The sequence below is a fragment of the Streptococcus cameli genome, assembly GCF_053207365.1.
Map to the genome: position 1 here is coordinate 876,238 of NZ_JBRUIM010000001.1, position 22,563 is coordinate 898,800.

The 22,563-nt window shown below is 39.3% G+C and carries 25 protein-coding genes; all 25 read left to right on the forward strand.

The window, feature by feature from the left end; all coding sequences use genetic code 11:
- The first annotated feature begins 24 nt into the window (after positions 1-24).
- The 25 genes from rplU to ACVR1I_RS04495 all read left to right on the forward strand — a co-directional run bounded on the left by rplU (position 25) and on the right by ACVR1I_RS04495 (position 22,562).
- Positions 25-339 carry a 50S ribosomal protein L21 gene (rplU, locus tag ACVR1I_RS04375; RefSeq protein ID WP_049617884.1) on the forward strand — a complete coding sequence of 105 codons (315 nt, stop codon included), beginning with the start codon at positions 25-27 and terminating at the stop codon, positions 337-339.
- 51 nt (positions 340-390) lie between these two features.
- The gene (rpmA, locus tag ACVR1I_RS04380; RefSeq protein WP_447442818.1) at positions 391-684 is read left to right on the forward strand and encodes a 50S ribosomal protein L27; all 294 of its coding nucleotides are present in this window, start codon (positions 391-393) and stop codon (positions 682-684) included.
- Between the two features lie 98 nt (positions 685-782).
- Positions 783-1,289, forward strand: a complete 507-nt coding sequence (locus ACVR1I_RS04385; protein WP_447442819.1) for an NAD(+) diphosphatase — start codon at positions 783-785, stop codon at positions 1,287-1,289.
- Between the two features lie 63 nt (positions 1,290-1,352).
- The gene (locus tag ACVR1I_RS04390) at positions 1,353-2,258 is read left to right on the forward strand and encodes a LysR family transcriptional regulator (protein ID WP_447442820.1); all 906 of its coding nucleotides are present in this window, start codon (positions 1,353-1,355) and stop codon (positions 2,256-2,258) included.
- A gap of 1 nt (position 2,259) precedes the next feature.
- Positions 2,260-2,718 carry a signal peptidase II gene (gene lspA / locus ACVR1I_RS04395; protein WP_447442821.1) on the forward strand — a complete coding sequence of 153 codons (459 nt, stop codon included), beginning with the start codon at positions 2,260-2,262 and terminating at the stop codon, positions 2,716-2,718.
- The gene (locus ACVR1I_RS04400) at positions 2,708-3,607 is read left to right on the forward strand and encodes an RluA family pseudouridine synthase (protein WP_447442822.1); all 900 of its coding nucleotides are present in this window, start codon (positions 2,708-2,710) and stop codon (positions 3,605-3,607) included. The genes lspA and ACVR1I_RS04400 overlap by 11 nt, the downstream gene beginning before the upstream one ends.
- Before the next feature lie 82 nt (positions 3,608-3,689).
- Positions 3,690-4,025: a zinc ribbon domain-containing protein YjdM gene (locus ACVR1I_RS04405; protein WP_447442823.1), complete on the forward strand. Its 336-nt coding sequence runs from the start codon at positions 3,690-3,692 to the stop codon at positions 4,023-4,025.
- 42 nt (positions 4,026-4,067) lie between these two features.
- Positions 4,068-4,721, forward strand: coding sequence for a Pr6Pr family membrane protein (locus ACVR1I_RS04410; RefSeq protein ID WP_447442824.1), 654 nt, complete (start codon positions 4,068-4,070; stop codon positions 4,719-4,721).
- 202 nt (positions 4,722-4,923) lie between these two features.
- Positions 4,924-5,445 (forward strand): bifunctional pyr operon transcriptional regulator/uracil phosphoribosyltransferase PyrR, encoded by a 522-nt coding sequence (gene pyrR / locus ACVR1I_RS04415; RefSeq protein ID WP_447442825.1) that lies wholly within the window; start codon positions 4,924-4,926, stop codon positions 5,443-5,445.
- A 46-nt stretch (positions 5,446-5,491) separates the two neighbouring features.
- Positions 5,492-6,418, forward strand: a complete 927-nt coding sequence (locus tag ACVR1I_RS04420; RefSeq protein WP_447442826.1) for an aspartate carbamoyltransferase catalytic subunit — start codon at positions 5,492-5,494, stop codon at positions 6,416-6,418.
- A 47-nt stretch (positions 6,419-6,465) separates the two neighbouring features.
- On the forward strand, positions 6,466-7,554 hold the full coding sequence (locus ACVR1I_RS04425; RefSeq protein ID WP_447442827.1) for a carbamoyl phosphate synthase small subunit: 1,089 nt from the start codon (positions 6,466-6,468) through the stop codon (positions 7,552-7,554).
- Between the two features lie 346 nt (positions 7,555-7,900).
- Complete coding sequence (carB, locus tag ACVR1I_RS04430) at positions 7,901-11,077, forward strand: carbamoyl-phosphate synthase large subunit (protein WP_447443012.1); 3,177 nt, start codon at positions 7,901-7,903, stop codon at positions 11,075-11,077.
- A gap of 50 nt (positions 11,078-11,127) precedes the next feature.
- Positions 11,128-11,877, forward strand: a complete 750-nt coding sequence (locus ACVR1I_RS04435; RefSeq protein ID WP_447442828.1) for a class I SAM-dependent methyltransferase — start codon at positions 11,128-11,130, stop codon at positions 11,875-11,877.
- 116 nt (positions 11,878-11,993) lie between these two features.
- Entirely contained in the window at positions 11,994-12,266 is a 273-nt protein-coding gene (gene rpsP, locus ACVR1I_RS04440; protein WP_447442829.1) for a 30S ribosomal protein S16, read from the forward strand.
- Between the two features lie 23 nt (positions 12,267-12,289).
- A complete protein-coding gene (locus tag ACVR1I_RS04445) occupies positions 12,290-12,529 on the forward strand; it encodes a KH domain-containing protein (protein ID WP_447442830.1) in 240 nt (79 codons plus the stop codon).
- 186 nt (positions 12,530-12,715) lie between these two features.
- A complete protein-coding gene (locus ACVR1I_RS04450; protein ID WP_447442831.1) occupies positions 12,716-14,206 on the forward strand; it encodes an LPXTG cell wall anchor domain-containing protein in 1,491 nt (496 codons plus the stop codon).
- Positions 14,207-14,308: 102 nt separating this feature from the next.
- Positions 14,309-14,827: a ribosome maturation factor RimM gene (gene rimM / locus ACVR1I_RS04455; RefSeq protein ID WP_447442832.1), complete on the forward strand. Its 519-nt coding sequence runs from the start codon at positions 14,309-14,311 to the stop codon at positions 14,825-14,827.
- Positions 14,817-15,551, forward strand: coding sequence for a tRNA (guanosine(37)-N1)-methyltransferase TrmD (trmD, locus tag ACVR1I_RS04460; protein WP_447442833.1), 735 nt, complete (start codon positions 14,817-14,819; stop codon positions 15,549-15,551). Before rimM ends, trmD begins: the two co-directional genes overlap by 11 nt.
- A gap of 71 nt (positions 15,552-15,622) precedes the next feature.
- Positions 15,623-16,693 carry an aminotransferase class I/II-fold pyridoxal phosphate-dependent enzyme gene (locus ACVR1I_RS04465; protein ID WP_447442834.1) on the forward strand — a complete coding sequence of 357 codons (1,071 nt, stop codon included), beginning with the start codon at positions 15,623-15,625 and terminating at the stop codon, positions 16,691-16,693.
- Positions 16,694-16,862: 169 nt separating this feature from the next.
- Positions 16,863-17,615 (forward strand): DeoR/GlpR family DNA-binding transcription regulator, encoded by a 753-nt coding sequence (locus ACVR1I_RS04470; RefSeq protein ID WP_447442835.1) that lies wholly within the window; start codon positions 16,863-16,865, stop codon positions 17,613-17,615.
- Entirely contained in the window at positions 17,612-18,523 is a 912-nt protein-coding gene (pfkB, locus tag ACVR1I_RS04475; protein ID WP_447442836.1) for a 1-phosphofructokinase, read from the forward strand. The genes ACVR1I_RS04470 and pfkB overlap by 4 nt, the downstream gene beginning before the upstream one ends.
- Positions 18,520-20,472 carry a PTS fructose transporter subunit IIABC gene (locus tag ACVR1I_RS04480; RefSeq protein WP_447442837.1) on the forward strand — a complete coding sequence of 651 codons (1,953 nt, stop codon included), beginning with the start codon at positions 18,520-18,522 and terminating at the stop codon, positions 20,470-20,472. The genes pfkB and ACVR1I_RS04480 overlap by 4 nt, the downstream gene beginning before the upstream one ends.
- Before the next feature lie 108 nt (positions 20,473-20,580).
- Entirely contained in the window at positions 20,581-21,192 is a 612-nt protein-coding gene (locus ACVR1I_RS04485; RefSeq protein ID WP_447442838.1) for an acetate uptake transporter, read from the forward strand.
- 137 nt (positions 21,193-21,329) lie between these two features.
- The gene (locus ACVR1I_RS04490; protein ID WP_447442839.1) at positions 21,330-21,704 is read left to right on the forward strand and encodes a DUF1149 family protein; all 375 of its coding nucleotides are present in this window, start codon (positions 21,330-21,332) and stop codon (positions 21,702-21,704) included.
- A complete protein-coding gene (locus ACVR1I_RS04495) occupies positions 21,705-22,562 on the forward strand; it encodes a DegV family protein (protein WP_447442840.1) in 858 nt (285 codons plus the stop codon).
- Position 22,563 lies beyond the last annotated feature (1 nt).

Genomic DNA, 22,563 nt, shown 5'->3' on the forward strand with positions numbered 1-22,563 from the left:
CCCTAAAAACATAGGAGGTGCATAATGAGCACATATGCAATCATTAAAACTGGTGGAAAACAAGTTAAAGTTGAAGCTGGTCAAGCTATCTACGTTGAAAAATTGAACGCAGAAGCAGGTCAAGAAGTTACTTTTAACGAAGTTGTTCTTGTTGGTGGTGACAAAACTGTTGTCGGAACGCCACTTGTTGAAGGAGCTACTGTTGTTGGTACTGTTGAAAAACAAGGCAAACAAAAGAAAGTTGTATCGTACAAATACAAACCTAAAAAAGGTAGCCACCGTAAACAAGGTCACCGTCAACCTTACACAAAAGTTGTTATCTCTGCAATCAACGCTTAATTGCGTCTTGCTGAACAACTGTCATTACAGAATAATTGGAGGAATAACATTATGTTAAACTTGAATCTTGCTCAATTAAACCTCTTCGCCCACAAAAAAGGTGGAGGTTCAACATCTAACGGCCGTGATTCACAAGCAAAACGCCTTGGTGCGAAAGCTGCTGACGGTCAAACAGTATCTGGTGGTTCTATTCTTTACCGCCAACGTGGTACTAAAATCTACCCAGGAACAAACGTTGGTCGTGGGGGAGATGATACTCTTTACGCTAAAGTTGAAGGCGTTGTACGCTTTGAACGTAAAGGTCGCGATAAAAAACAAGTTTCTGTTTACCCAATCGCAAAATAATGCTGGTATAGCATTGAGAGCTTTCTGAGAAATCAGAAAGCTTTTCTTTATAGTATAGAAGTAATTAGAGGGGGTATTTCCTCATAAAAGGAGACAATATGAAATATTGTATTGAATGCGGTAGAGAACTCGTAAAACAAGAATTGGAGCATGAGGGGCTCGTTCCTTATTGCCAAATGTGCAACACATATCGCTTTCCTCAGTATAACGTAGCCATTTCAGCCTTAGTTTTTGATAAAAAAGAAGAAGAAATACTCCTGATTCAGCAATACGGTCATACTCGAAATATTTTGGTGGCAGGCTATGTTTCACAAGGAGAGACCTTAGAAGCTACTGTTAAACGTGAGGTTTTTGAAGAAACCAACCTCGAAGTGACCGATTTGTGCTTTAATGCCAGCCGTTTTTATGCTAAAAATAATGTTTTAATGGTGAATTTTGCATGCCATATCTTGGATAAGAAAAAACTCTCTTTAAATCACGAAGTGGATCGGGCAATGTGGTTTACCAAAGAAGAAGCTAAAGAGGCCATTTATCCAAATAGTATCGCCCAGGAATTTTTACTAAGTTGGTTAGAATCTAATAGACTGATTGCAATGAATAAATAGCGTAAAAAGCCTATTTATTGGCTTTATGGTATAATAGAAGGAAGAATGTGAAGGAATGTGTTTATGAATATTCAACAATTACGTTATGTCGTAGCAATTGCCAATAGTGGTACTTTTCGTGAAGCAGCTGAAAAAATGTTTGTCTCTCAACCAAGTCTATCTATCTCTGTTCGTGACTTAGAAAAAGAGTTGGGATTTAAAATCTTCAATCGAACGAGTTCAGGTGCTTTTTTGACCCGTCGTGGTTTGGAATTTTATGAAAAAGCCCAGCAATTGGTTAAGGGCTTTGATTCATTTGAAAATCTCTATTTGCAGCCAGAGGAAGAGCATATCGAATTTTCTATTTCCAGTCAACACTACGATTTTCTGCCACCTTTGATTACAGAATTTTCGGCCATTCATCCAGAATATCCGAATTTTCGTATTTTTGAGTCTACAACGGTCCAGATTTTAGATGAAGTTGCCCAAGGCCACAGTGAGTTGGGGATTATTTACTTAAATGACCGCAATACCAAAGGTATTATGCAAAAACTCTCTAAATTGCACCTTGAAGTAGCAGATTTAATCTCTTTCCAGACACATCTTTATATTCGTAAGGGGCACCCCTTGGCTAGTAAAAACGAGATTGAATTGAGTGATTTGGTAGGTTTGCCGACAGTTCGATTTACCCAGGAAAAAGATGAATACCTCTATTACTCTGAAAACTTCTTTGTTACTTCGGATTCGTCGGTGACCTTTGATGTAACTGACCGTGCTACCCTAAATGGAATTTTAGAGCGGACAGATGCCTATGCAACTGGATCAGGTTTTTTGGACAGTGAGAGTGTGCATGGGATTACGGTCGTTCCCTTAAAAGAAGAAACGGGCAACCGAATGGTCTATGTCAAACGGGAAGATGCAGAATTGAGCCAATGTGCCAAAGACTTTATTGCAGTGATGCATCGTTACTTTGATAAGAAGAAAGGTTAGTATGAGAAAAATTATCATCTCTATTTCTATTTTGCTCTTAATACTATTGGACCAGGTGGTAAAATGGTGGACTGTTGAGAATATCGCACTGGATAGTGTGCGTGATTTCCTACCGAATATAATGAGTCTAGCCTATGTCCGTAATTATGGAGCAGCCTACTCCATTCTCCAGAATCAACAATGGTTTTTTACCATTGTAACGATAGTAGTGATGTCAGTGGCTGTTTGGTATATGGTCAAGCACATCAAAGGAAGCTTGTGGTTATTATCGGCCTTGTCTTTAGTGATTGCGGGTGGTTTGGGAAACTTTATTGACCGCTTGCGTTTGGGCTATGTGGTAGACATGTTTCACTTGGACTTTATTGATTTTCCAGTGTTTAATGTGGCTGATAGTTACCTGACAGTTGGTGTCCTGATTTTATTTATTTGTATCATGAGAGAAGAGGAAAATGGAAATTAAGATTGAAACAGGCGGCATTCGTTTGGATAAAGCCTTGGCTGATATGACGGACTTGTCCCGTACCCTTGCTAATGAGCAAATTAAATCTGGACAAGTTTTGGTAAATGGTATTGCCAAAAAGGCCAAATACACTGTTCAAGTAGGGGATGTTATTACTTATAACTTACCTGAAGTAGAAGAAGTGGACTACCTCCCTGAGAATATTGCCCTAGATATTGTCTATGAAGATAGTGATGTAGTAGTTGTTAATAAACCGCAAGGAATGGTAGTGCATCCCTCTGCGGGACATACTTCTGGTACCTTGGTAAATGCTCTTTTATACCATATAAAAGATTTGTCGGGCATTAACGGTGTGATGCGGCCAGGGATTGTTCATCGGATTGACAAGGATACTTCTGGTTTGTTGATGATTGCTAAAAATGATCCGGCCCATGCTAAGTTAGCTGAGGAATTAAAGGATAAAAAATCGCTTCGAAAATACATCACTATTGTTCATGGCAATTTGCCGAATGATCGAGGAGTCATTGAGGCTCCGATTGGTCGTTCTGAAAAAGACCGTAAAAAGCAAGCTGTTACTGCTAAAGGAAAAGATGCCCTTACCCGTTTTCAAGTTCTAGAACGTTTCGGAGATTATACCTTAGTGGAGGTTAGTCTGGAAACGGGGCGTACGCACCAAATTCGGGTTCACATGGCCTACATTGGGCATCCCGTAGCTGGCGATGAAGTCTACGGACCGCGTAAGACTTTAAAGGGGCACGGTCAATTCTTACATGCGCAAACACTTGGTTTTACTCATCCGACGACTGGAGAATTAGTCACATTTACGGCAGAAGCGCCAGCTATTTTTCAGGAAACCCTTGAGAAATTGCGAAAAAATAATCCACAGTAATTTGAGAAGTGAAAACCCTATCATCTTGCCCATGCTGTCCTAACATGCTATACTAGTCAGTGGAAAAATGAAAGGGGAAAAGATGGAAACTTTACCAAATTGCTTGAAATGCCAATCAGAGTATGTCTACGAAGATGGAGCTTTGTTGGTTTGTCCTGAGTGTGCCTATGAATGGAATCCAGAAGAAATTGCGGAAGAAACAGGTTTAGTTGCCCGCGATGTCAATGGCAATCCATTAGCAGATGGTGATACAGTAACCTTGATTAAGGATTTGAAAGTCAAAGGTGCTCCAAAAGATTTGAAACAGGGCACGCGCGTGAAAAATATTCGCATTGTTGAAGGTGACCATAATATCGATTGCAAAATTGATGGTTTTGGCGCTATGAAACTCAAATCAGAATTTGTCAAGAAAATTTAAGGGCGAGCTGAGGCGACTCAGCTTTTTTTAATAGGAAAAGATATGATACAAACAAATAACAAATTTTTATTTTATTCCAGATGTTTTATGGCCTTTTTAGCTGTACTGGGGACGGCATTGGAAATCATCAAATATGGTATTGGTATGCTCATGTACTATACTGTTTTGTCGAATTTACTTGTCTCTGGCTTTAGTTTGTATATGGTCTATGCCATGATGAGAAAAAAGGATTTGCAGGAACAACATTTTTTACGCTTAAAAGCTGGTATAACGATGTCAATCATGATTACCTGTGTGATTTATCATTTTATGTTGGCTCCTATTGCGGACAACTTTTGGCGGGTTGAAAATCTTCTTTGCCATTATATTGTCCCGCTCTACTTTTTAATGGATACCTTGTTGGTTGACAAACAAGGACAATACAAACGAACGGATCCAATTCGTTGGACTGTTATGCCTTTAGTTTATATGGCCTTTGCCTTACTAAATGGCTTGGTTTTGAAAATCCCAATTCCGGACGCTAAAGATAGTCCCTTTGCTTATTTCTTCCTGAATATGACAAAGTATGGCTGGAAATATGTTCTAACCTATGCTGCCGTGATTTTCTGTGCTTATTTAGTAGCTGGTTTTTTCCTATTGGCGCTTAAATCAATCCCTTTTAAAAATAAAGGATTGAATCGTTCGATTTTTAACTGATTTTTGAGAAATTAATAGAAAAAGATTGCTAGGCTGATTTTTTTTTGATATACTACAAGAAATAAAAATCCTTTAAGTATTGTCCCGTGAGGCAAACAAGGAGAATCATGTAGAGATAGGACTGTATTTTTGCAGTACCTAGATTTTCTGAAATCTCCTTGAAAAAGGAGATTTTTTCTATTGCATAATTTTGGAGGCTTTCATGAAAACAAAAGAAATTGTTGATGATGTAACAATGAAACGTGCCATTACACGGATTACTTATGAAATCATCGAACGAAACAAGCATTTGGATAAGATTGTACTTGCTGGTATTAAGACCAGAGGAGTTTATATTGCTCAACGCATCCAAGAGCGACTCAAACAATTGGAAGGATTAGATGTTCCGATTGGAGAATTGGATACCAAGCCATTTCGAGATGATATAAAAGTTGAAGAAGATACAACTTCTATGACAGCTGATATCAATGACCGTGATGTGATTTTAGTTGATGATGTTTTGTATACAGGAAGAACGATTCGGGCAGCAATTGATAATATTGTTAGTCTTGGAAGACCAGCTCGTGTTAGCTTAGCAGTATTGGTCGACCGTGGCCATAGAGAATTGCCAATTCGAGCTGATTATGTTGGAAAAAACATTCCGACAAGTCGTTCAGAAGAAATTATCGTCCATGTTTCAGAAGTAGATGGAACAGATAGTATTCTTCTAGTAGAAAATAACTAATCACAAAATAGAATCAAACACATCAAAAAGGCATAGGGTAAGAATCATGACAATCACAAATGGTAAAGTTTCATTAAAGCACTTGGTTACTATGGAGACACTTTCAAACGAAGAGGTGCTTGGTCTCATTGAACGTGGTTTGCAATTTAAAAATGGCGAAGTGGATATTGCGTTCGATCGAACTTATTATGCGTCTAATCTTTTCTTTGAAGATTCAACACGAACACACAAATCTTTTGAAATGGCGGAGTTACGACTTGGTATGGGCATGATTGATTTTGATGCACGAACTAGTTCGGTCAATAAGGGAGAGACTTTGTATGACACGATTCTAACTATGAGTGCACTAGGAGTTGATATTTGTGTGGTTCGTCACCCTGAAGTTGATTACTACAAACAGTTAATTGATAGCCCAACGATTCAAACCTCCATTGTCAACGGTGGAGATGGCTCTGGTCAACACCCAAGCCAATCCTTGTTAGATTTGATGACTATTTATGAAGAGTTTGGTACGTTTGAAAATCTGAAAATTGTGATTGCTGGTGACATTACCCATTCACGTGTTGCAAAATCCAACATGCAAATTCTAAAACGTCTTGGAGCTGAAATCTTTTTTGCTGGTCCAGAGCAATGGTATTCTAGTGAGTTTGATGTCTATGGTCAACACATTGGAATCGATGATATTGTAGAAGAAGTTGATGTATTGATGCTCTTGCGTGTTCAGCATGAACGCCATGATGGACAAGAGAGTTTTTCAAAAGAAGAATACAACCAACAATTTGGATTGACAGTTGATCGTTACAATCGCATGAAAGAAACTGCTATTGTGATGCACCCAGCTCCAGTGAACCGCGATGTTGAAATTGATGATAGTTTGGTTGAGGCTCCAAAAGCCCGTATTGTTCGCCAAATGCAAAATGGTGTTTTTGTACGAATGGCAATTTTAGAAGCTGTTTTAAATGGCAAAGCATAAAAACAGTCCAGTAATGAACAAGCAAGAGATAGTCTAGGGAGAGAAATATGTCAAAACGATTATTGATTTTAGAAGATGGAACAATCTTTGAAGGAGAAGCTTTTGGAGCTGATATAGATGTAACAGGAGAGCTTGTTTTTAATACTGGTATGACCGGTTACCAAGAGTCGATTACAGACCAATCTTATAATGGCCAAATACTGACTTTTACCTATCCTTTAGTTGGAAATTATGGTGTCAACCGTGATGACTACGAGTCTATTTTCCCAACCTGTAAAGGGGTAGTTGTAGCAGAAGCTGCGAGGCGAGCGAGCAACTGGCGCAACCAAATGACCTTAGATGAATTTTTAAAGGCTAAAAAAATTCCAGGGATTTCTGGTATTGATACCCGTGCCTTGACTAAAATCATTCGACAACATGGGACTATGCGGGCAACGATTGCTGATGTCGGTGATTCAGTCGAGCATTTAACAGATCAACTGCGGGCGACTGTTTTGCCAACCAATAATATTGAACAAGTTTCAACCAAAACAGCCTATCCCGCGCCTGGAATTGGGAAAAATATTGTTTTAGTTGACTTTGGCTTGAAGCACTCTATTTTACGGGAATTATCCAAGCGCGATTGCAACATTACCGTCGTTCCTTACAATGTAACAGCAGAAGAAATTTTGACCTTAAATCCTGATGGTGTTATGTTGTCAAATGGACCTGGGGATCCAGATGATGTACCAGAAGCTTTGGATATGATCCGTGGTATCTTAGGTAAAATTCCAATCTTTGGGATTTGTATGGGGCATCAATTGTTTGCCAAAGCAAATGGGGCTGAAACCTACAAAATGAAATTTGGGCACCGTGGATTTAACCATGCAGTGCGAGAAATTGCAACAGGCAGAGTGGACTTTACTAGCCAAAACCATGGATTCGCAGTTTCTAGAGAAAACTTCCCAGAAGATTTGATGATTACCCATGAAGAAATTAATGATAAATCGGTTGAAGGAGTGAGACACCGTCACTATCCAGCCTTTTCAGTCCAGTATCACCCAGACGCTGCGCCTGGTCCACATGATGCTAGTTATTTATTCGATGAATTCTTAGAAATGATTGATGCTTTTCAGGTAAAACAAACTAAGAAGTAAAACGCAATGTCGTCTCCGAAAGACGATAAATAGAAATCCCTGCCCAGTTCGAAGGGGTACTGAAGTAGCGCCTTGTCCTACACCAATCGCTGTGGTGTCTTGTCTAGGGGATGCACTAGCGCAAAACAACGGAATAATCGCAGTTGTTTTCTCATGTCGGAGTTACTGATTTAATGCCGTCCAGAGAGACGGCGAATAGAAAGGAGAAAACAAAGGTTTCGTGCTTCTCGAAATGAACACGGGCTAAAATCCTAGTGAAAAAGAGAACCTTTCCTTGTGTGCGAGCACACAGCGTCAGCTTTCTATTTTCTTACGGATTTTTAGACACCCTTTGTATCTTATTATTATGCCAAAACGTACGGATATTAAGAAAATTATGGTGATCGGTTCTGGTCCAATTATTATTGGTCAGGCTGCTGAATTTGACTATGCAGGAACACAGGCTTGCTTGGCCTTAAAAGAAGAAGGTTACAGTGTCGTTTTGGTCAATTCCAATCCTGCAACCATTATGACGGATAAGGAAATTGCGGATAAAGTGTACATTGAGCCAATTACACTTGAATTTGTGACACGTATCTTGCGCAAAGAACGTCCAGATGCCCTTTTACCAACCCTTGGTGGACAAACAGGTCTAAATATGGCCATGCAGTTGTCTAAAGCAGGTATTTTAGATGAATTAGGGGTTGAATTATTGGGGACAAAGCTGTCTGCGATCGACCAAGCAGAAGACCGTGACTTGTTCAAACATCTCATGGAAGACCTAGAGCAACCGATTCCGGAATCTGAAATTGTCAATACAGTTGAAGAGGCCCTTGCCTTTGCCAATAGCATTGGCTACCCTGTTATCGTTCGCCCTGCATTTACCCTTGGTGGTACAGGTGGTGGCATGTGTGCCAACGAAGAAGAACTTCGTGAAATTGCTAAAAACGGCTTAAAATTGTCACCAGTTACCCAATGTTTGATTGAACGTTCAATTGCCGGTTTCAAGGAAATTGAGTACGAAGTGATGCGGGATGCGGCAGACAATGCTCTTGTTGTTTGTAACATGGAAAACTTTGACCCAGTTGGGATTCATACAGGGGATTCCATTGTATTTGCACCAACACAAACATTATCTGATATTGAAAACCAAATGCTGCGGGATGCCAGCTTGAAAATCATCCGTGCCCTTAAAATTGAAGGGGGATGTAATGTGCAGTTGGCCTTGGATCCACATAGTTTTAAATATTATGTGATTGAAGTAAACCCACGTGTTTCCCGTTCATCTGCCCTTGCCTCAAAAGCGACAGGTTACCCGATTGCAAAATTAGCTGCTAAGATTGCGGTTGGTTTGACCTTGGATGAGATGATCAATCCTGTAACAGGAACAACTTATGCCATGTTTGAGCCGGCTCTTGATTATGTGGTGGCTAAAATTCCTCGTTTCCCATTTGATAAATTTGAAAAAGGGGAGCGCCGTCTTGGAACCCAAATGAAGGCGACCGGTGAAGTTATGGCCATCGGTCGTAACATTGAAGAAAGTCTTCTCAAGGCCTGCCGTTCGCTTGAAATTGGTGTTTCTCATAATGAAATTCCTGAATTAGCACAGGCTAGTGATGACCTGGTTATCGAGAAAATGGTGAAACCACAAGATGATCGTCTCTTCTACGTTTCAGAAGCGATTCGTCGTGGCTTTACTATTGAAGAAATTGCTGAGCTGACAAAAATTGATCTTTTCTTCTTAGACAAATTGCTTCACATTGTTGAAATTGAAAAAGAATTAGCTGAAAATGTTGGTAACTTGGATCTTTTAAAAGAAGCCAAGCGTAATGGTTTTTCAGATAAGAAAATCGCAGCATTGTGGAACCAAACTGCTGATGAAATCCGTAAACTTCGTCTAGAAAACAACCTCATTCCAGTCTACAAAATGGTGGATACCTGTGCGGCAGAATTTGAAAGTGCAACACCTTATTTCTATTCTACTTATGAATGGGAAAATGAATCTATTCGTTCCGACAAAGAATCTGTTTTGGTCTTGGGATCTGGTCCAATCCGAATTGGACAAGGTGTTGAGTTTGACTATGCAACCGTTCATTCGGTTAAAGCCATTCAGGCTGCTGGCTATGAAGCCATCATCATGAACTCGAATCCAGAAACGGTTTCAACGGACTTCTCTGTATCAGACAAATTGTATTTTGAACCGCTAACATTTGAAGATGTCATGAATGTGATTGATTTGGAGCAACCAAAAGGTGTTGTTGTCCAATTTGGTGGACAGACAGCTATCAATTTGGCAGAAAGTTTGTCAAATGCAGGTGTCCAAATTCTTGGAACACAAGTGGAAGACTTAGATCGAGCTGAAGACCGTAAGTTGTTTGAAAAGGCTTTGAAAGAATTAGACATTCCACAACCTCCTGGACAAACCGCAACTAATGAAGAAGAGGCAGTAGAAGCTGCCCGCAAGATTGGCTTCCCTGTATTGGTTCGCCCATCCTATGTATTGGGTGGCCGGGCAATGGAAATCGTTGAAAACGAAGAAGATTTGCGCAGCTACATGCGAACTGCCGTCAAGGCAAGTCCGGAACACCCAGTATTAGTCGACTCTTATCTAGTTGGTCGTGAGTGTGAAGTCGATGCCATTTCAGATGGTAAAGATGTCTTAATTCCAGGAATCATGGAACACATTGAGCGGGCAGGTGTTCACTCAGGAGACTCTATGGCGGTTTACCCTCCACAAACCCTTTCTAAGGAAATACAAGATACGATTGCGGATTACACCAAACGCTTGGCTCTCGGCTTAAACTGTATCGGTATGATGAACATTCAGTTTGTCATTAAAGACGAGACGGTTTACGTCATCGAAGTGAATCCTCGTGCCAGCCGTACCGTGCCATTCTTATCGAAAGTGACCGATATCCCAATGGCTCAGGTGGCGACCAATTTAATTCTTGGAAAATCATTGGCTGAACAAGGCTACGAAGATGGATTGTATCCAGAGAGTCAACAAGTCCATGTGAAGGCGCCTGTCTTCTCCTTTACCAAACTGGCAAAAGTGGACAGCTTGTTGGGGCCTGAGATGAAATCAACTGGTGAGGTAATGGGTTCTGATGTTACCTTAGAAAAAGCACTTTACAAAGCCTTTGAAGCCTCCTATTTCCACTTACCAGAATTTGGAAATGTAGTCTTTACCATTGCAAATGATACCAAAGAAGAAGCCTTAGCATTGGCCAAACGTTTTGATCAAATTGGGTATTCCATTTTTGCAACAGAAGGAACGGCGAAATTCTTTGAAGAAAATGGCCTTAACCCTCGACTTGTTGGTAAAATCGGCCAAGATGGCAATGATATTCCAAGCTTGGTTCGTTCCGGACATATTCAAGCCATCATCAACACGGTTGGTACCAAACGAACAGCTGATGAACATGGACAAATTATTCGTAGCTCAGCTATTGAACAAGGTGTCCCACTCTTTACAGCTCTGGATACCGCTAATGCCATGCTACGCGTACTCGAAAGCCGTGGCTTTACAACACAAGCTATCTAAAAAGTAAAACTAGTTCAGAAATGAACTAGTTTTTGTGCTATAATACCCCTATGATCATTACAACCAGTTCAAGAGTGACATCAGTTTTGGAAAGAGAAGCAAAAGAGATGGCTGCACAGTACAATTTGGAATATGTGGAGCGTAGGAAACGGTCTTTGGCGGCCTTGCAAGATATTTATGGCGATCTTCTCTTACTAACGCAAGAAGGATTATCTTTAGAATATCAGAGTGGGGAGCGGTTTGTGTTCCATCCAGATACAGCTATGTTGCGGATAAAAGCTCCGCGGGATCCTTTGTTGGAGTTGTTGGGACAGGAGCCGTTAACCATTTTAGATACGACGATGGGTCTTGCTAGCGACAGTATTGTTATGTCTTATGCTGGTCACTCTGTTCATGCCCTTGAAAGCCAGGAGCTGATTCATCTTATTGTTGCGCGTGGCTTGCAAACTTTTTCAACTGGAAATACTGAAATTGATCAAGCCATGCGTCGTATTCAGACGACTTGTGTCGACAGCCTAGCTTATTTGCAGAAACTTCCAAAACAATCAGTTGATGTGGTCTATTGTGATCCCATGTTTTCGGAAGAAATCAGCGAGTCACAAAATCTTTCTGGGATGAAACAGATTGCTAATAGCACACCCTTAAACTCAGAATTTCTTTCTGAGGCCAAGCGGGTAGCTCGTAAGAAGATTATTTTGAAAGCTCATTTTCGTGATGACGCTTTTGAACGCTTCGGCTTTACCCGACATGTTCGTCCTTACCAAAAATTTCATTTTGGAGACATAAGGCTTGAAAAATAATTTATGAGCTGTCAAGTTTTTTTCTTGACAGTCTTTTGATTTGTGTTATAATAGTTAAGGTAAATAGCTCTGCTATTACCAAACGACATTAAATAAAGAAAAGAGATATACTCAAAATGGCAGTAAAAATTCGTTTAACTCGTATGGGTTCTAAGAAAAAACCTTTCTACCGTATCAACGTAGCTGATTCACGTGCGCCACGTGATGGACGTTTCATCGAAACAGTTGGTACTTACAACCCACTTGTTGCTGAAAACCAAGTAACATTAAAAGAAGACCGTGTTCTTGACTGGTTGTCTAAAGGTGCACAACCTTCTGATACAGTTCGAAACATCCTTTCAAAAGAAGGCGTGTTGAAGAAATTCCACGAAGCAAAATTCTCAAAATAAGCATTTGACGAAACGAGACACTTATGGACATGATTGAAAATCTTATTATTGCAATTGTGAAACCTTTGATTTCACAGCCAGATAGCTTAACGATTAAAATCGTTGACACACCAGAATTCTTAGAATATCATTTGGATTTGGACCAAGCTGATATTGGACGTGTGATTGGCCGTAAAGGTCGCACAATCTCTGCAATCCGTACGATTGTTTATTCAGTTCCAACAAGTGATAAAAAAGTTCGTCTTGTAATTGACGAGAAATAATCAAGCAGCCTTCGGGCTGTTTTTTTCTTGCTTTCTTTTTTTGAACGAGTGCTTGAGTGATGTTACCTGTTCACACTTTTATTTGTCATTCATTATTTTTTATTCTCTCCAGTTTTTTATTGACATCTTTTTTTTAATTTGTTATTATCTATTATACTTAACCGGTTAACCAAAAATGGAGGAATTATGAAAAAAATATCAAAATATCCAATTCGTTTAATGACTGTTCTTGCCATAACAGGAGCAGGCTTTCTTGTGTTTGATAATAAAGTTGTTACTGCTGAAACAAATTATTCTTTTGAAACACATTCAGAATCATTTTCATTTACAGTGACTGTTGTGGATACAAACGGAAAAGTTTTACCAGGAAAAAAAGTTTCACTCAGAGATGTAACAGATGCTAATCATACTCAAACACTACCTGAAATTGAAACAAACGATAAAGGCCAAGTTGTTTTTCCAAAACTGCCTTTAAATCGTAATTTTAACGTGATTGTTGAAGGAATCAATCAAGGTTACACAGTGCGAACAGGAGTGAGTGGTTCAAAACTTGCGGCTAGTTTTACTACTCCTGGAACAGGAACGCTCGAACCGACCTTTACAGAAAAGCCAGCAGTGATTGTCGTTCGTGATGAAGAAGGCGAACCTCTTGCCAAACAAGAAGTTGTTCTTAAAACAAAGGAAGGACGAGAGGTTGGCAAAATCATGACGGGTTCTGATGGAGTAGCTTCATTCGTAGGCAATCTAATGGACGGAATGATGTACACTTACATCATCAATGGGGAAATTACAGGTCAGATTATGCCTGGAAATTCATTGAGTGCCTATATCAATACTGCGTCTTTTTCTGATGATCCAACTCAACCAGCTCCATCAATTCCTGAAACAGGAACATTTCGTTTTGTTGTAACGATTTTAGACAAGAACGGAAAAGTTTTAGAAGGAAAATCAGTCTCATTAACTGATATCACAGATGGTAGTCCGATTGACTTAGGGAATCAAGTCTCAAATGCTGACGGCCAAGCTATTTTTGAACATCTTCCTATTTTGAGAAATATCAGCGTATCAGTTGAGGGAGAATCAAAAGGCTATACTGTTCGAGCTGGTCAAGCCAAAACAACAAAAGCTGCTAGTTTCTTTGCTGAAGGGACAGGAACAAAAGAACCTTCTTACACTGATATACCACTCGTCATTACTGTTCGAAATGAAGAAGGTGAACCATTGGCTAATCAAGAAGTATCCCTCACAAACGCACTTGGTCAACTTGTTTCAACTGTGGTAACTGACCATCAAGGTAAAGCAGTGTTTGCGGATAAGTTGATGGAAGGAATGTTTTATGATTTTTCTGTGAATGGTATTAAAATGCATGCAGTTACACCAGGAAATGATATCAGTGCTTATCTCACATCATATCAAATTAGAAAACAAAACACCCCTACAGGTCCAAGTTCATCAAATCCGGTAGAAAGTTCTTCTGGCACATCCCAAAGTAGTTCTTCAGCTTTGGCATCAACAAGTCAAAAAACTACACCTCTAGAATCAGCAGATACAGGGAATCAAACGCGAAAAGTTTTACCAGCAACAGGTTCCAAAGAATACAAGGTAATGACTGTAATTGGTGTGGCACTTGCAGCCGTAGCAATTTTCTTATTTAAAAAAGAAAACGTTAAAGACTAAATAAAAAAAGAGCTTTTTAGCTCTTTTTTGTCGCCTGAATTGAGAAAAGCACAAGAACATGATAGAATGATAAAAGTAAGTTTAGAAAGAAATGGAGTTTCTATGGAATACTTTAATGTCGGTAAAATTGTGAATACTCAAGGATTACAGGGAGAATTACGTATTTTATCTGTAACAGATTTTACAGAAGAACGCTTTAAAAAAGGTAGTCAATTAGCCATTTTCAATGACAAAGACCAATTAGTCACAGAAGTAGAGATTGCGAGCCACCGCAAACAGAAGAATTTTGATATTGTAAAATTTAAGGGTCTGTACCACATCAATGATGTAGAAAAGTACAAGGAGTGTACTTTAAAAGTAGCGGAAGACAAGCTTTCTGATTTAGAAGAAGATGAGTTTTACTACCATGAAATCATCGGTTTAGCAGTTTATGAGAATGACATCTTAATTGGCCACATCAAAGAAATCCTGCAGCCCGGTGCCAATGATGTCTGGGTGGTTGAACGAAAAGGCAAACGTGATTTGCTGCTTCCTTATATTCCGCCTGTTATTTTAAATGTTGATGTTGCTGCGAAGCGAGTGGATGTGGAATTGTTAGAAGGATTAGACGATGAAAATTGATGTATTAACCCTTTTCCCTGATATGTTTGCTCCCTTGGAACATTCCATTGTTGGTAAGGCTCGTGAAAAAGGCCTCTTGTCCATCATCTATCACAACTTTCGCGAACATGCAGAAAAATCACGCCACGTAGATGATGAACCATACGGGGGTGGGCAAGGCATGTTGTTACGGGCTCAACCGATTTTTGATGCTATGGATGCTATTAACAAAAAGAATCCCCGTGTAATTTTGCTGGATCCTGCTGGTCGCAAATTTGACCAGACATTTGCCGAAGAATTGGCCCAAGAAGAAGAATTGATTTTTATTTGTGGGCATTACGAAGGCTATGATGAACGAATTAAAACCCTGGTAACAGATGAAGTGTCTTTAGGTGATTTTGTCCTAACAGGTGGCGAATTAGCCGCCATGACCATGATTGATGCGACTGTTCGACTTATTCCTGATGTAATCGGAAAAGAAGCCAGTCACCAAGATGACAGTTTTTCATCTGGTCTCTTAGAATTTCCACAATACACTCGTCCTTATGACTTTCGTGGTATGACAGTACCTGATGTTTTGATGAGTGGTCATCATGAGAATATTCGAAAGTGGCGGATGGAAGAAAGCTTGCGCAAGACCTATCTACGCAGACCAGATTTATTGGATTATTATATACTTTCAAAAGAAGAAGAGCTTGTCTTAAATCGAATCAAATTAGAGTTAGCAGAAAACACAATCGATTGATTGTGTTTTTATTGATTTATTTTCTAAATGATTGTATAATTATACAATGATGATGGAAAGAAGTGAGGAAAATGGTAGATTTTAGAAGTGATTTAAGCTCATTGGAGCCCTATAAAATAAAGAAAATAGCAAAACATAACTTAGGAGACAATGAAAATCGTTTGATTGATTGGTCGGATTTATTGCCCAATTTGACACAAAACCTAACTCCTAATGACCTGTCTTTTTATGGCGATAACCGGTATTCTGAGATTCTGCATGCCTATGCCAACTATCTTGGAGTTCGACCAAGTCAATTGGTTCAAGGAGTAGGTTCTGACCAGTTAATTCATACGATTATCACTGGATTTTTACAGGCTGATGAGGTGCTCCTAACAGTATCGCCAGATTTTTTCATGTATCACATTTTTTCTCAAGTACATGGAGTTTCTGTGAAAGAATATAAGCTTGAATGGCGGGAAGGTGTGCCATTTTTGGACGTTGGGAAGTTTTTGGACTTTGCAAAAGCTACTCATGCGAAAGCCATTATTTTATCTAATCCAAATAATCCCTTATCCATTGCTTTTGACAAAACAATCATCCAAGAAATTGTGTCTGGTTTCACTGGATTAGTCGTTATTGATGAAGCCTACATTGAATTTTCCTCTGTTGATTCCATGATTGATTTGGTTGATCAGTATGATAACCTGATTGTACTGCGGACCATGTCGAAATCCTTTGGCCTGGCTGGACTTCGTCTCGGTTTTTCAATCTCTTGTGAACTGTTAGCGACAGAAATTGATAAGGTATTGGCACCTTATAGTATGCCCAATATTGTCGGAAAAATTGGAACCTTAGCACTGCAAGAGATTGAACGTGTTGAAACATCAGTTAAAGAAATCATTACTCTTCGAGAGGATTTCATTGCATTTTTAAGAAACTTGCCAGAAGTGGAAGTGTTGCAAAGTCAAACAAATTTTGTGACCTATACAGCCCCTTATGCCGAAATTATATTCCAAAAAGCCCAAGAGAAAGATCTGGCTTTTAAGTATTATCAAGAAGGCCCGTTAACAAACTTTATTCGGATGGGCGTTGGTACCGAAGAAGAGATGAAATTAATGAAAGAAATCATCACTGAAATTGTCAAGCAATCTAAAGTCTAAATATACAATTAACGAACTTGAAAAACATGGTTTTAACCATGTTTTTTTATTTTTTTATGAAAATTAAAAATGTAAGCATGAAAATGATTGAAAGTGACAGAAAATGATAGATTTTGATTGACAATGAAGGTTTTTAGAGTATAATGGTATCTGTAATCGGTTGCAGGAGGTGGTAACAATCTTAAAATCCGAGCGTAAAAAATGGATCTTGCAGGAAATAAAAGTTAAACAATTTCTTCATTTAGACGAAATTGTTAAATTGCTCGATACTTCTGAATCAACAGTCCGAAGAGACTTAGATGAGTTAGAACAAGAAGGCCATTTGAGAAGAGTTCACGGTGGTGCTGAAGTCCTCTCCCATTTACAGACAGAAGAAACCATTCAAGAAAAATCTATCAAAAACATTCAAGAGAAAAGTTTGGTGGCCCAAAAAGCGCATTCCTTGATTCGGGATAATGATGTGATTTTTGTTGATGCAGGCACAACGACAGAGCGATTAGTTGAACTACTAGATCAAAAGCAGTTGACAGTGGTAACGAATTCTATTCATCATGCAGCGAAATTGGTTGAAAAAGGGATTCGAACAATCATTATCGGCGGTTCGGTCAAGCACTCAACTGATGCTAGTGTTGGTTATGAGAGTGTTCGGCAAATTTCGCAGTTGAATTTCGACAAGGCTTTTCTTGGAATGAATGGTGTTGATACAGCATTTTTGACAACTCCTGATCCAGAAGAAGCAGCTGTCAAAAAAGCTATTATTGACAATGCCAAAAAAGCGTTTGTGTTATTAGATGCCACTAAAATTGGACAGGTTTCGTTTGCTAAGGTAGAAAAAGTTGAAAAGGTTAGTTTAATAACTTCTTCATCTGATTCGCCATTACTGCAACAAATAAAGGAAAAAACAGAGGTAATAGAAGTATGATTTATACGGTAACCTTGAATCCTTCTATCGACTATATTGTTCGTTTGGACCAGCTTGAAATGGGGGCTGTCAATCGAATGGATAGCGATGATAAGTACGTCGGAGGAAAAGGAATAAACGTGAGTCGTATCCTGAAACGTCTTGATATTGAGAATGTAGCAACTGGCTTTATCGGTGGTTTTACAGGCGAATTTATCAAAGACGGATTAAGAGATGAAGGGATTGACAGTTCCTTTGTTCGTGTCAATCAGGATACTCGCATTAACGTTAAGGTGAAAGCAGACCAAGAAACAGAGATCAATGGACAAGGTCCAATCGTTTCTGAAGAACAGCTTGTTGCTTTGGAAAGTATCTTGTCACAATTGACAAAAGAAGATGTGGTTGTCTTTGCAGGATCGGCTCCTGTCAGTCTTGGCAATCATGTATACAATCGCTTAATCCCACTCGTAAAACAAACAGGGGCCGAAGTGGTTTGTGATTTTGAAGGCCAAACACTCTTAGATAGTTTGGCATACGAACCTTTGTTGGTGAAGCCGAATAACCATGAATTGGAAGCTATCTTTGGTGTAGAATTGAACGGTCTTTCTGATGTAGAAAAATATGGTCGAGAAATTTTAGCCAAGGGGGCCAAGAATGTCATTATTTCCATGGCTGGTGACGGGGCACTTCTTGTGACCAATGAGCAGGCTTATTTTGCCAAACCAATTAAGGGACAAGTTAAAAACTCTGTTGGTGCCGGCGACTCAATGGTCGCTGGATTTACAGGAAAATTTGTCCAGACTGGTGACCCAATTGAAGCCCTTAAATGGGGCGTAGCTTGTGGCACCGCAACAGCCTTTTCCGATGATTTGGCTAACATTGCATTCATTAAAGGGATTTATGAAAAAGTGGAGGTAGAAAACCTATGAAAATTCAGGATTTACTGAAAAAAGAACTCATGTTGCTTGATTTACAAGCGACTACAAAAGAAGCAGCGATTGATGAGATGATTTCAAGTCTCGTTGCCAAAAATGTTGTTAGCGATTTTGATACTTTTAAAACAGGTATTATGAACCGTGAAGAACAAATGACAACTGGTCTTGGTGATGGTATTGCTATGCCGCACAGTAAAAATACTGCTGTCCGTGATGCAGCAGTATTGTTTGCCAAATCAGTTAATGGTGTTGATTATGCTTCATTAGATGGTCAGCCAACGGATCTCTTCTTTATGATTGCAGCTCCAGAGGGGGCTAACGACACTCATTTGTCAGCATTGGCTGAATTGTCACAATACTTGTTAAAAGATGGTTTTGCTGCGAAATTGCGTCAAGCAAACACAGCTGATGAAGTATTAGCGGTGTTTGATGCAGCAGAAGAAGCAAAAGTTGAAGAAGCTGTTGTTCCAGTAGCGACAAGCGAAAATCAAGACTTTATCGTAGCTGTTACGGCTTGTACAACTGGTATTGCTCATACATATATGGCAGAAGAAAGCTTGAAGAAAGTTGCTGCTGAGATGGGTGTTGGCATTAAAGTTGAAACAAATGGTGCTTCTGGCGTCGGTAATAAATTAACTGCCGAAGATATCAACCGTGCAAAAGGTGTTATCATTGCAGCAGATAAAGCAGTTGAAATGGCTCGCTTCAACGGAAAACCTCTTGTGAATCGTCCAGTTGCAGATGGTATCAAAAAGACAGAAGAGTTAATCAACCTTGTTTTGAATAACCAAGCAGATGTATATGTTGCTAAAGATGGTGCAAGTGTTGCAGCGTCTGAAGAAAAAACAAGTCTTGGTGGTGCTTTCTACAAACACTTGATGAGTGGTGTTTCTCAAATGTTGCCATTCGTTATCGGTGGTGGTATTATGATTGCCCTTGCTTTCTTGTTTGACCAATTTATGGGTGTTCCGAAAGATCAATTGGGTAGCCTTGGATCTTACCATGAAATTTCTGCAATGTTCATGAAGATTGGTGGTGCAGCCTTTGCCTTCATGCTTCCTGTATTTGCAGGTTATGTAGCATACTCTATCGCTGAAAAACCAGGTTTGGTTTCTGGTTTTGTAGCGGGTAGCATTGCCTCTAGCGGTCTTGCATTCGGTGCGATTCCATATGCTGCTGGTGGTGAAAAAACGCTTGCGCTTGCGGGTGTTCCTTCTGGATTCCTTGGGGCTCTTGTTGGTGGTTTCTTGGCAGGATTTGTAGTCAATGCCCTTAAGAAATACATCAAGGTACCACGTTCGCTTGAAGGTGCAAAATCCATTCTTATCTTACCGTTGTTTGGTGTAATCATCACTGGTTTCTTGATGTTGGCAGTTAATATTCCAATGTCTGCAATCAATACAGCCTTGAATAACTTCCTAACCAGTCTTTCCGGTAGTTCAGCTGTTCTTCTTGGCCTCCTTGTTGGTGGTATGATGGCGGTTGACATGGGTGGCCCTGTCAACAAAGCAGCTTATGTATTTGGTACAGGTACACTTGCAGCAACAGTTACTAGCGGTGGATCGGTTGTGATGGCAGCCGTTATGGCTGGTGGTATGGTTCCACCTCTTGCAGTCTTCATTGCAACTCTCTTATTTAAAGATAAATTCACCCAAGAAGAACGCGATTCAGGTTTAACAAACATCATCATGGGCTTATCCTTTATCACAGAAGGTGCGATTCCATTTGGTGCGGCTGACCCAGCTCGTGCAATCCCAAGCTTTATGGCAGGTTCTGCCTTGGCAGGTGCTTTAGTAGGATTATTTGAAATCAAATTGATGGCTCCACACGGTGGTATCTTCGTCTTCTTATTGACTAGCAACTGGCTCTTGTACTTTGCATGTATCTTGGTTGGTGCGGTTGTTTCTGGTATCTTATTTGGATACTTACGCAAAACAAAATAAGCTGATAAAAGCTGAGTGCTCTCAGCTTTTTCTTTTTTAAGGTGTTCAATTTGTTATTTAGAAAGACTTCTGATAGAATATTCGAGGATTATATTTTTAGGAGATGATATGATGAATCACAAAACGATTAAAATCGCTAATGCAGATCCGTCTGCATTAGGACTATTTGGGCTTGCCATGGTAACTCTGGTTGCTTCCTCGCAAAAACTTGGATTAACTTCTGGAACCTCCATGGTTATTCCTTGGGCTATTTTTTTAGGTGCATTTGCTCAATTATTTGCTTGTATCAATGATTCAAAGAGACAAAATCTTTTTGGAACAACTGCCTTTGGTGCTTATGCTTTATTTTGGTTTGGTGTGGCAACTAGCTGGTTGATCCAAAATGGCGTCTTTGGAAAAGAAATGGCACAATCAGCCGATGTGAAGCAACTTGGTTTTGCGTTTTTAGGCTATTTGATTTTCACTTTGGTTATGACTGTCGCTGCGATGGAAACCAACAAAGTGTTGTTTATTATTTTTGTCTTAATTGATTTCTTGTTTGTTGGATTAACGTTTTCAACATTGGGAATTGCAACACATGCAATGCACACTTTAGCTGCTTACAGTGAACTGGCTATTGCGGTTGTGTCTTTTTATGGTTTTGCCGGTAATATCTTGAATGGCCATTTCGGGTATTCATTTTTACCACTTGGAAAGCCGTTTGGTATTTTTAAAAAATAGTATTTCATAAACCTGGCCTGTTCAGGTTTATTTTTTTAGACTTTTGGATTTTTAAAAGTAGTTGTATGACGGTGAAAAATAGTCTCTTTGTCCAAACTGTGGTATAATAGACTATCTAGTATTTGAAGGAGAAAACTATGGAAATCGTTCGTGAAAAAGAATTTGTCAATCAGTTTCATTTTGACGCTAGAAACCCTAAATGGGAAGAAGCAAATGGTGTACCTGAAACAAAAATATCTGTTGAGTTTCAACTAGTTGAAAAAAATGAAGAGCAAACCATGACTAAAATGGTTGTCATCATGCGCTATATGATTGTTTTAGACCAATTTGTAGTGTCAGGAGCCATGACTCAATTGGTGACGGTAACCAATCGCTATATTGATAAACCAGCTGATTTAACAGAAGAAGAGAAGCGTTCTTTAGTATCACCGTTGATTGACATGTTAAAACGCTTGACTTATGAAGTGACCGAGGTAGCATTTGATGCACCAGGTATTAAATTGGAGATTTAAATGAAATTAGCAGTCATTACGGATTCATCTGCAGTTCTTTCATCATCAGTTGTGGCTGAGGAAAATCTCTATGTGTTGGATATTCCTGTCATTATCGAAGGAACAAGCTATGTTGAAGGAAAAAATCTGACAGAGCAAGAATTTTATGAGAAAATGGCAGCTAGTTATGAACTGCCTAAAACGAGTCAACCAAGCTTAGCTGAATTAGAATCCACTTTACAATACTTAGCACAAAATGGTTATACACATGTTATCGGATTGTTTTTAGCAGCTGGTATTTCTGGTTTTTATCAAAATATCCAGTTTTTGAAAGACGAATTTCCTAACTTGACAATTGCTTTTCCGGATAGTAAGATTACCTCTGCGCCGCTTGGTATAATGGTGGAAAATACCATCAATTGGTATAAGGCAGGTGTTTCTTTTGATGCCATTTTAGAAAAGCTAGACTACCAAATTGCCCATACATCCGCTTTTATCTTGGTTGATGACTTAAATCACTTGGTAAAAGGTGGTCGCTTATCAAATGGCGCTGCTTTACTTGGTAATCTCTTGAGCATTAAACCAATTCTATATTTTAGTGATCAAGGGAAAATAGAGGTCTACGAAAAAGTACGAACAGAGAAAAAAGCAGTAAAACGTTTGGTAGAGTTGTTAAAGAAAGAAACGGGGCAAGATTCATTCCAACTACTCATTCTACATTCAAATGCTCTAGAAAAAGCACATTCTTTTAAGGAGCTCTTGCAAGAAAATGGAATAAGAGATGAGTTGCCGATAGTGAGTTTAGGAGCTGTTATTGGAACACATTTAGGAAGTGGTGGCATTGCGTTTGGCTACACACCAATTATGGATAGGGAGTAAA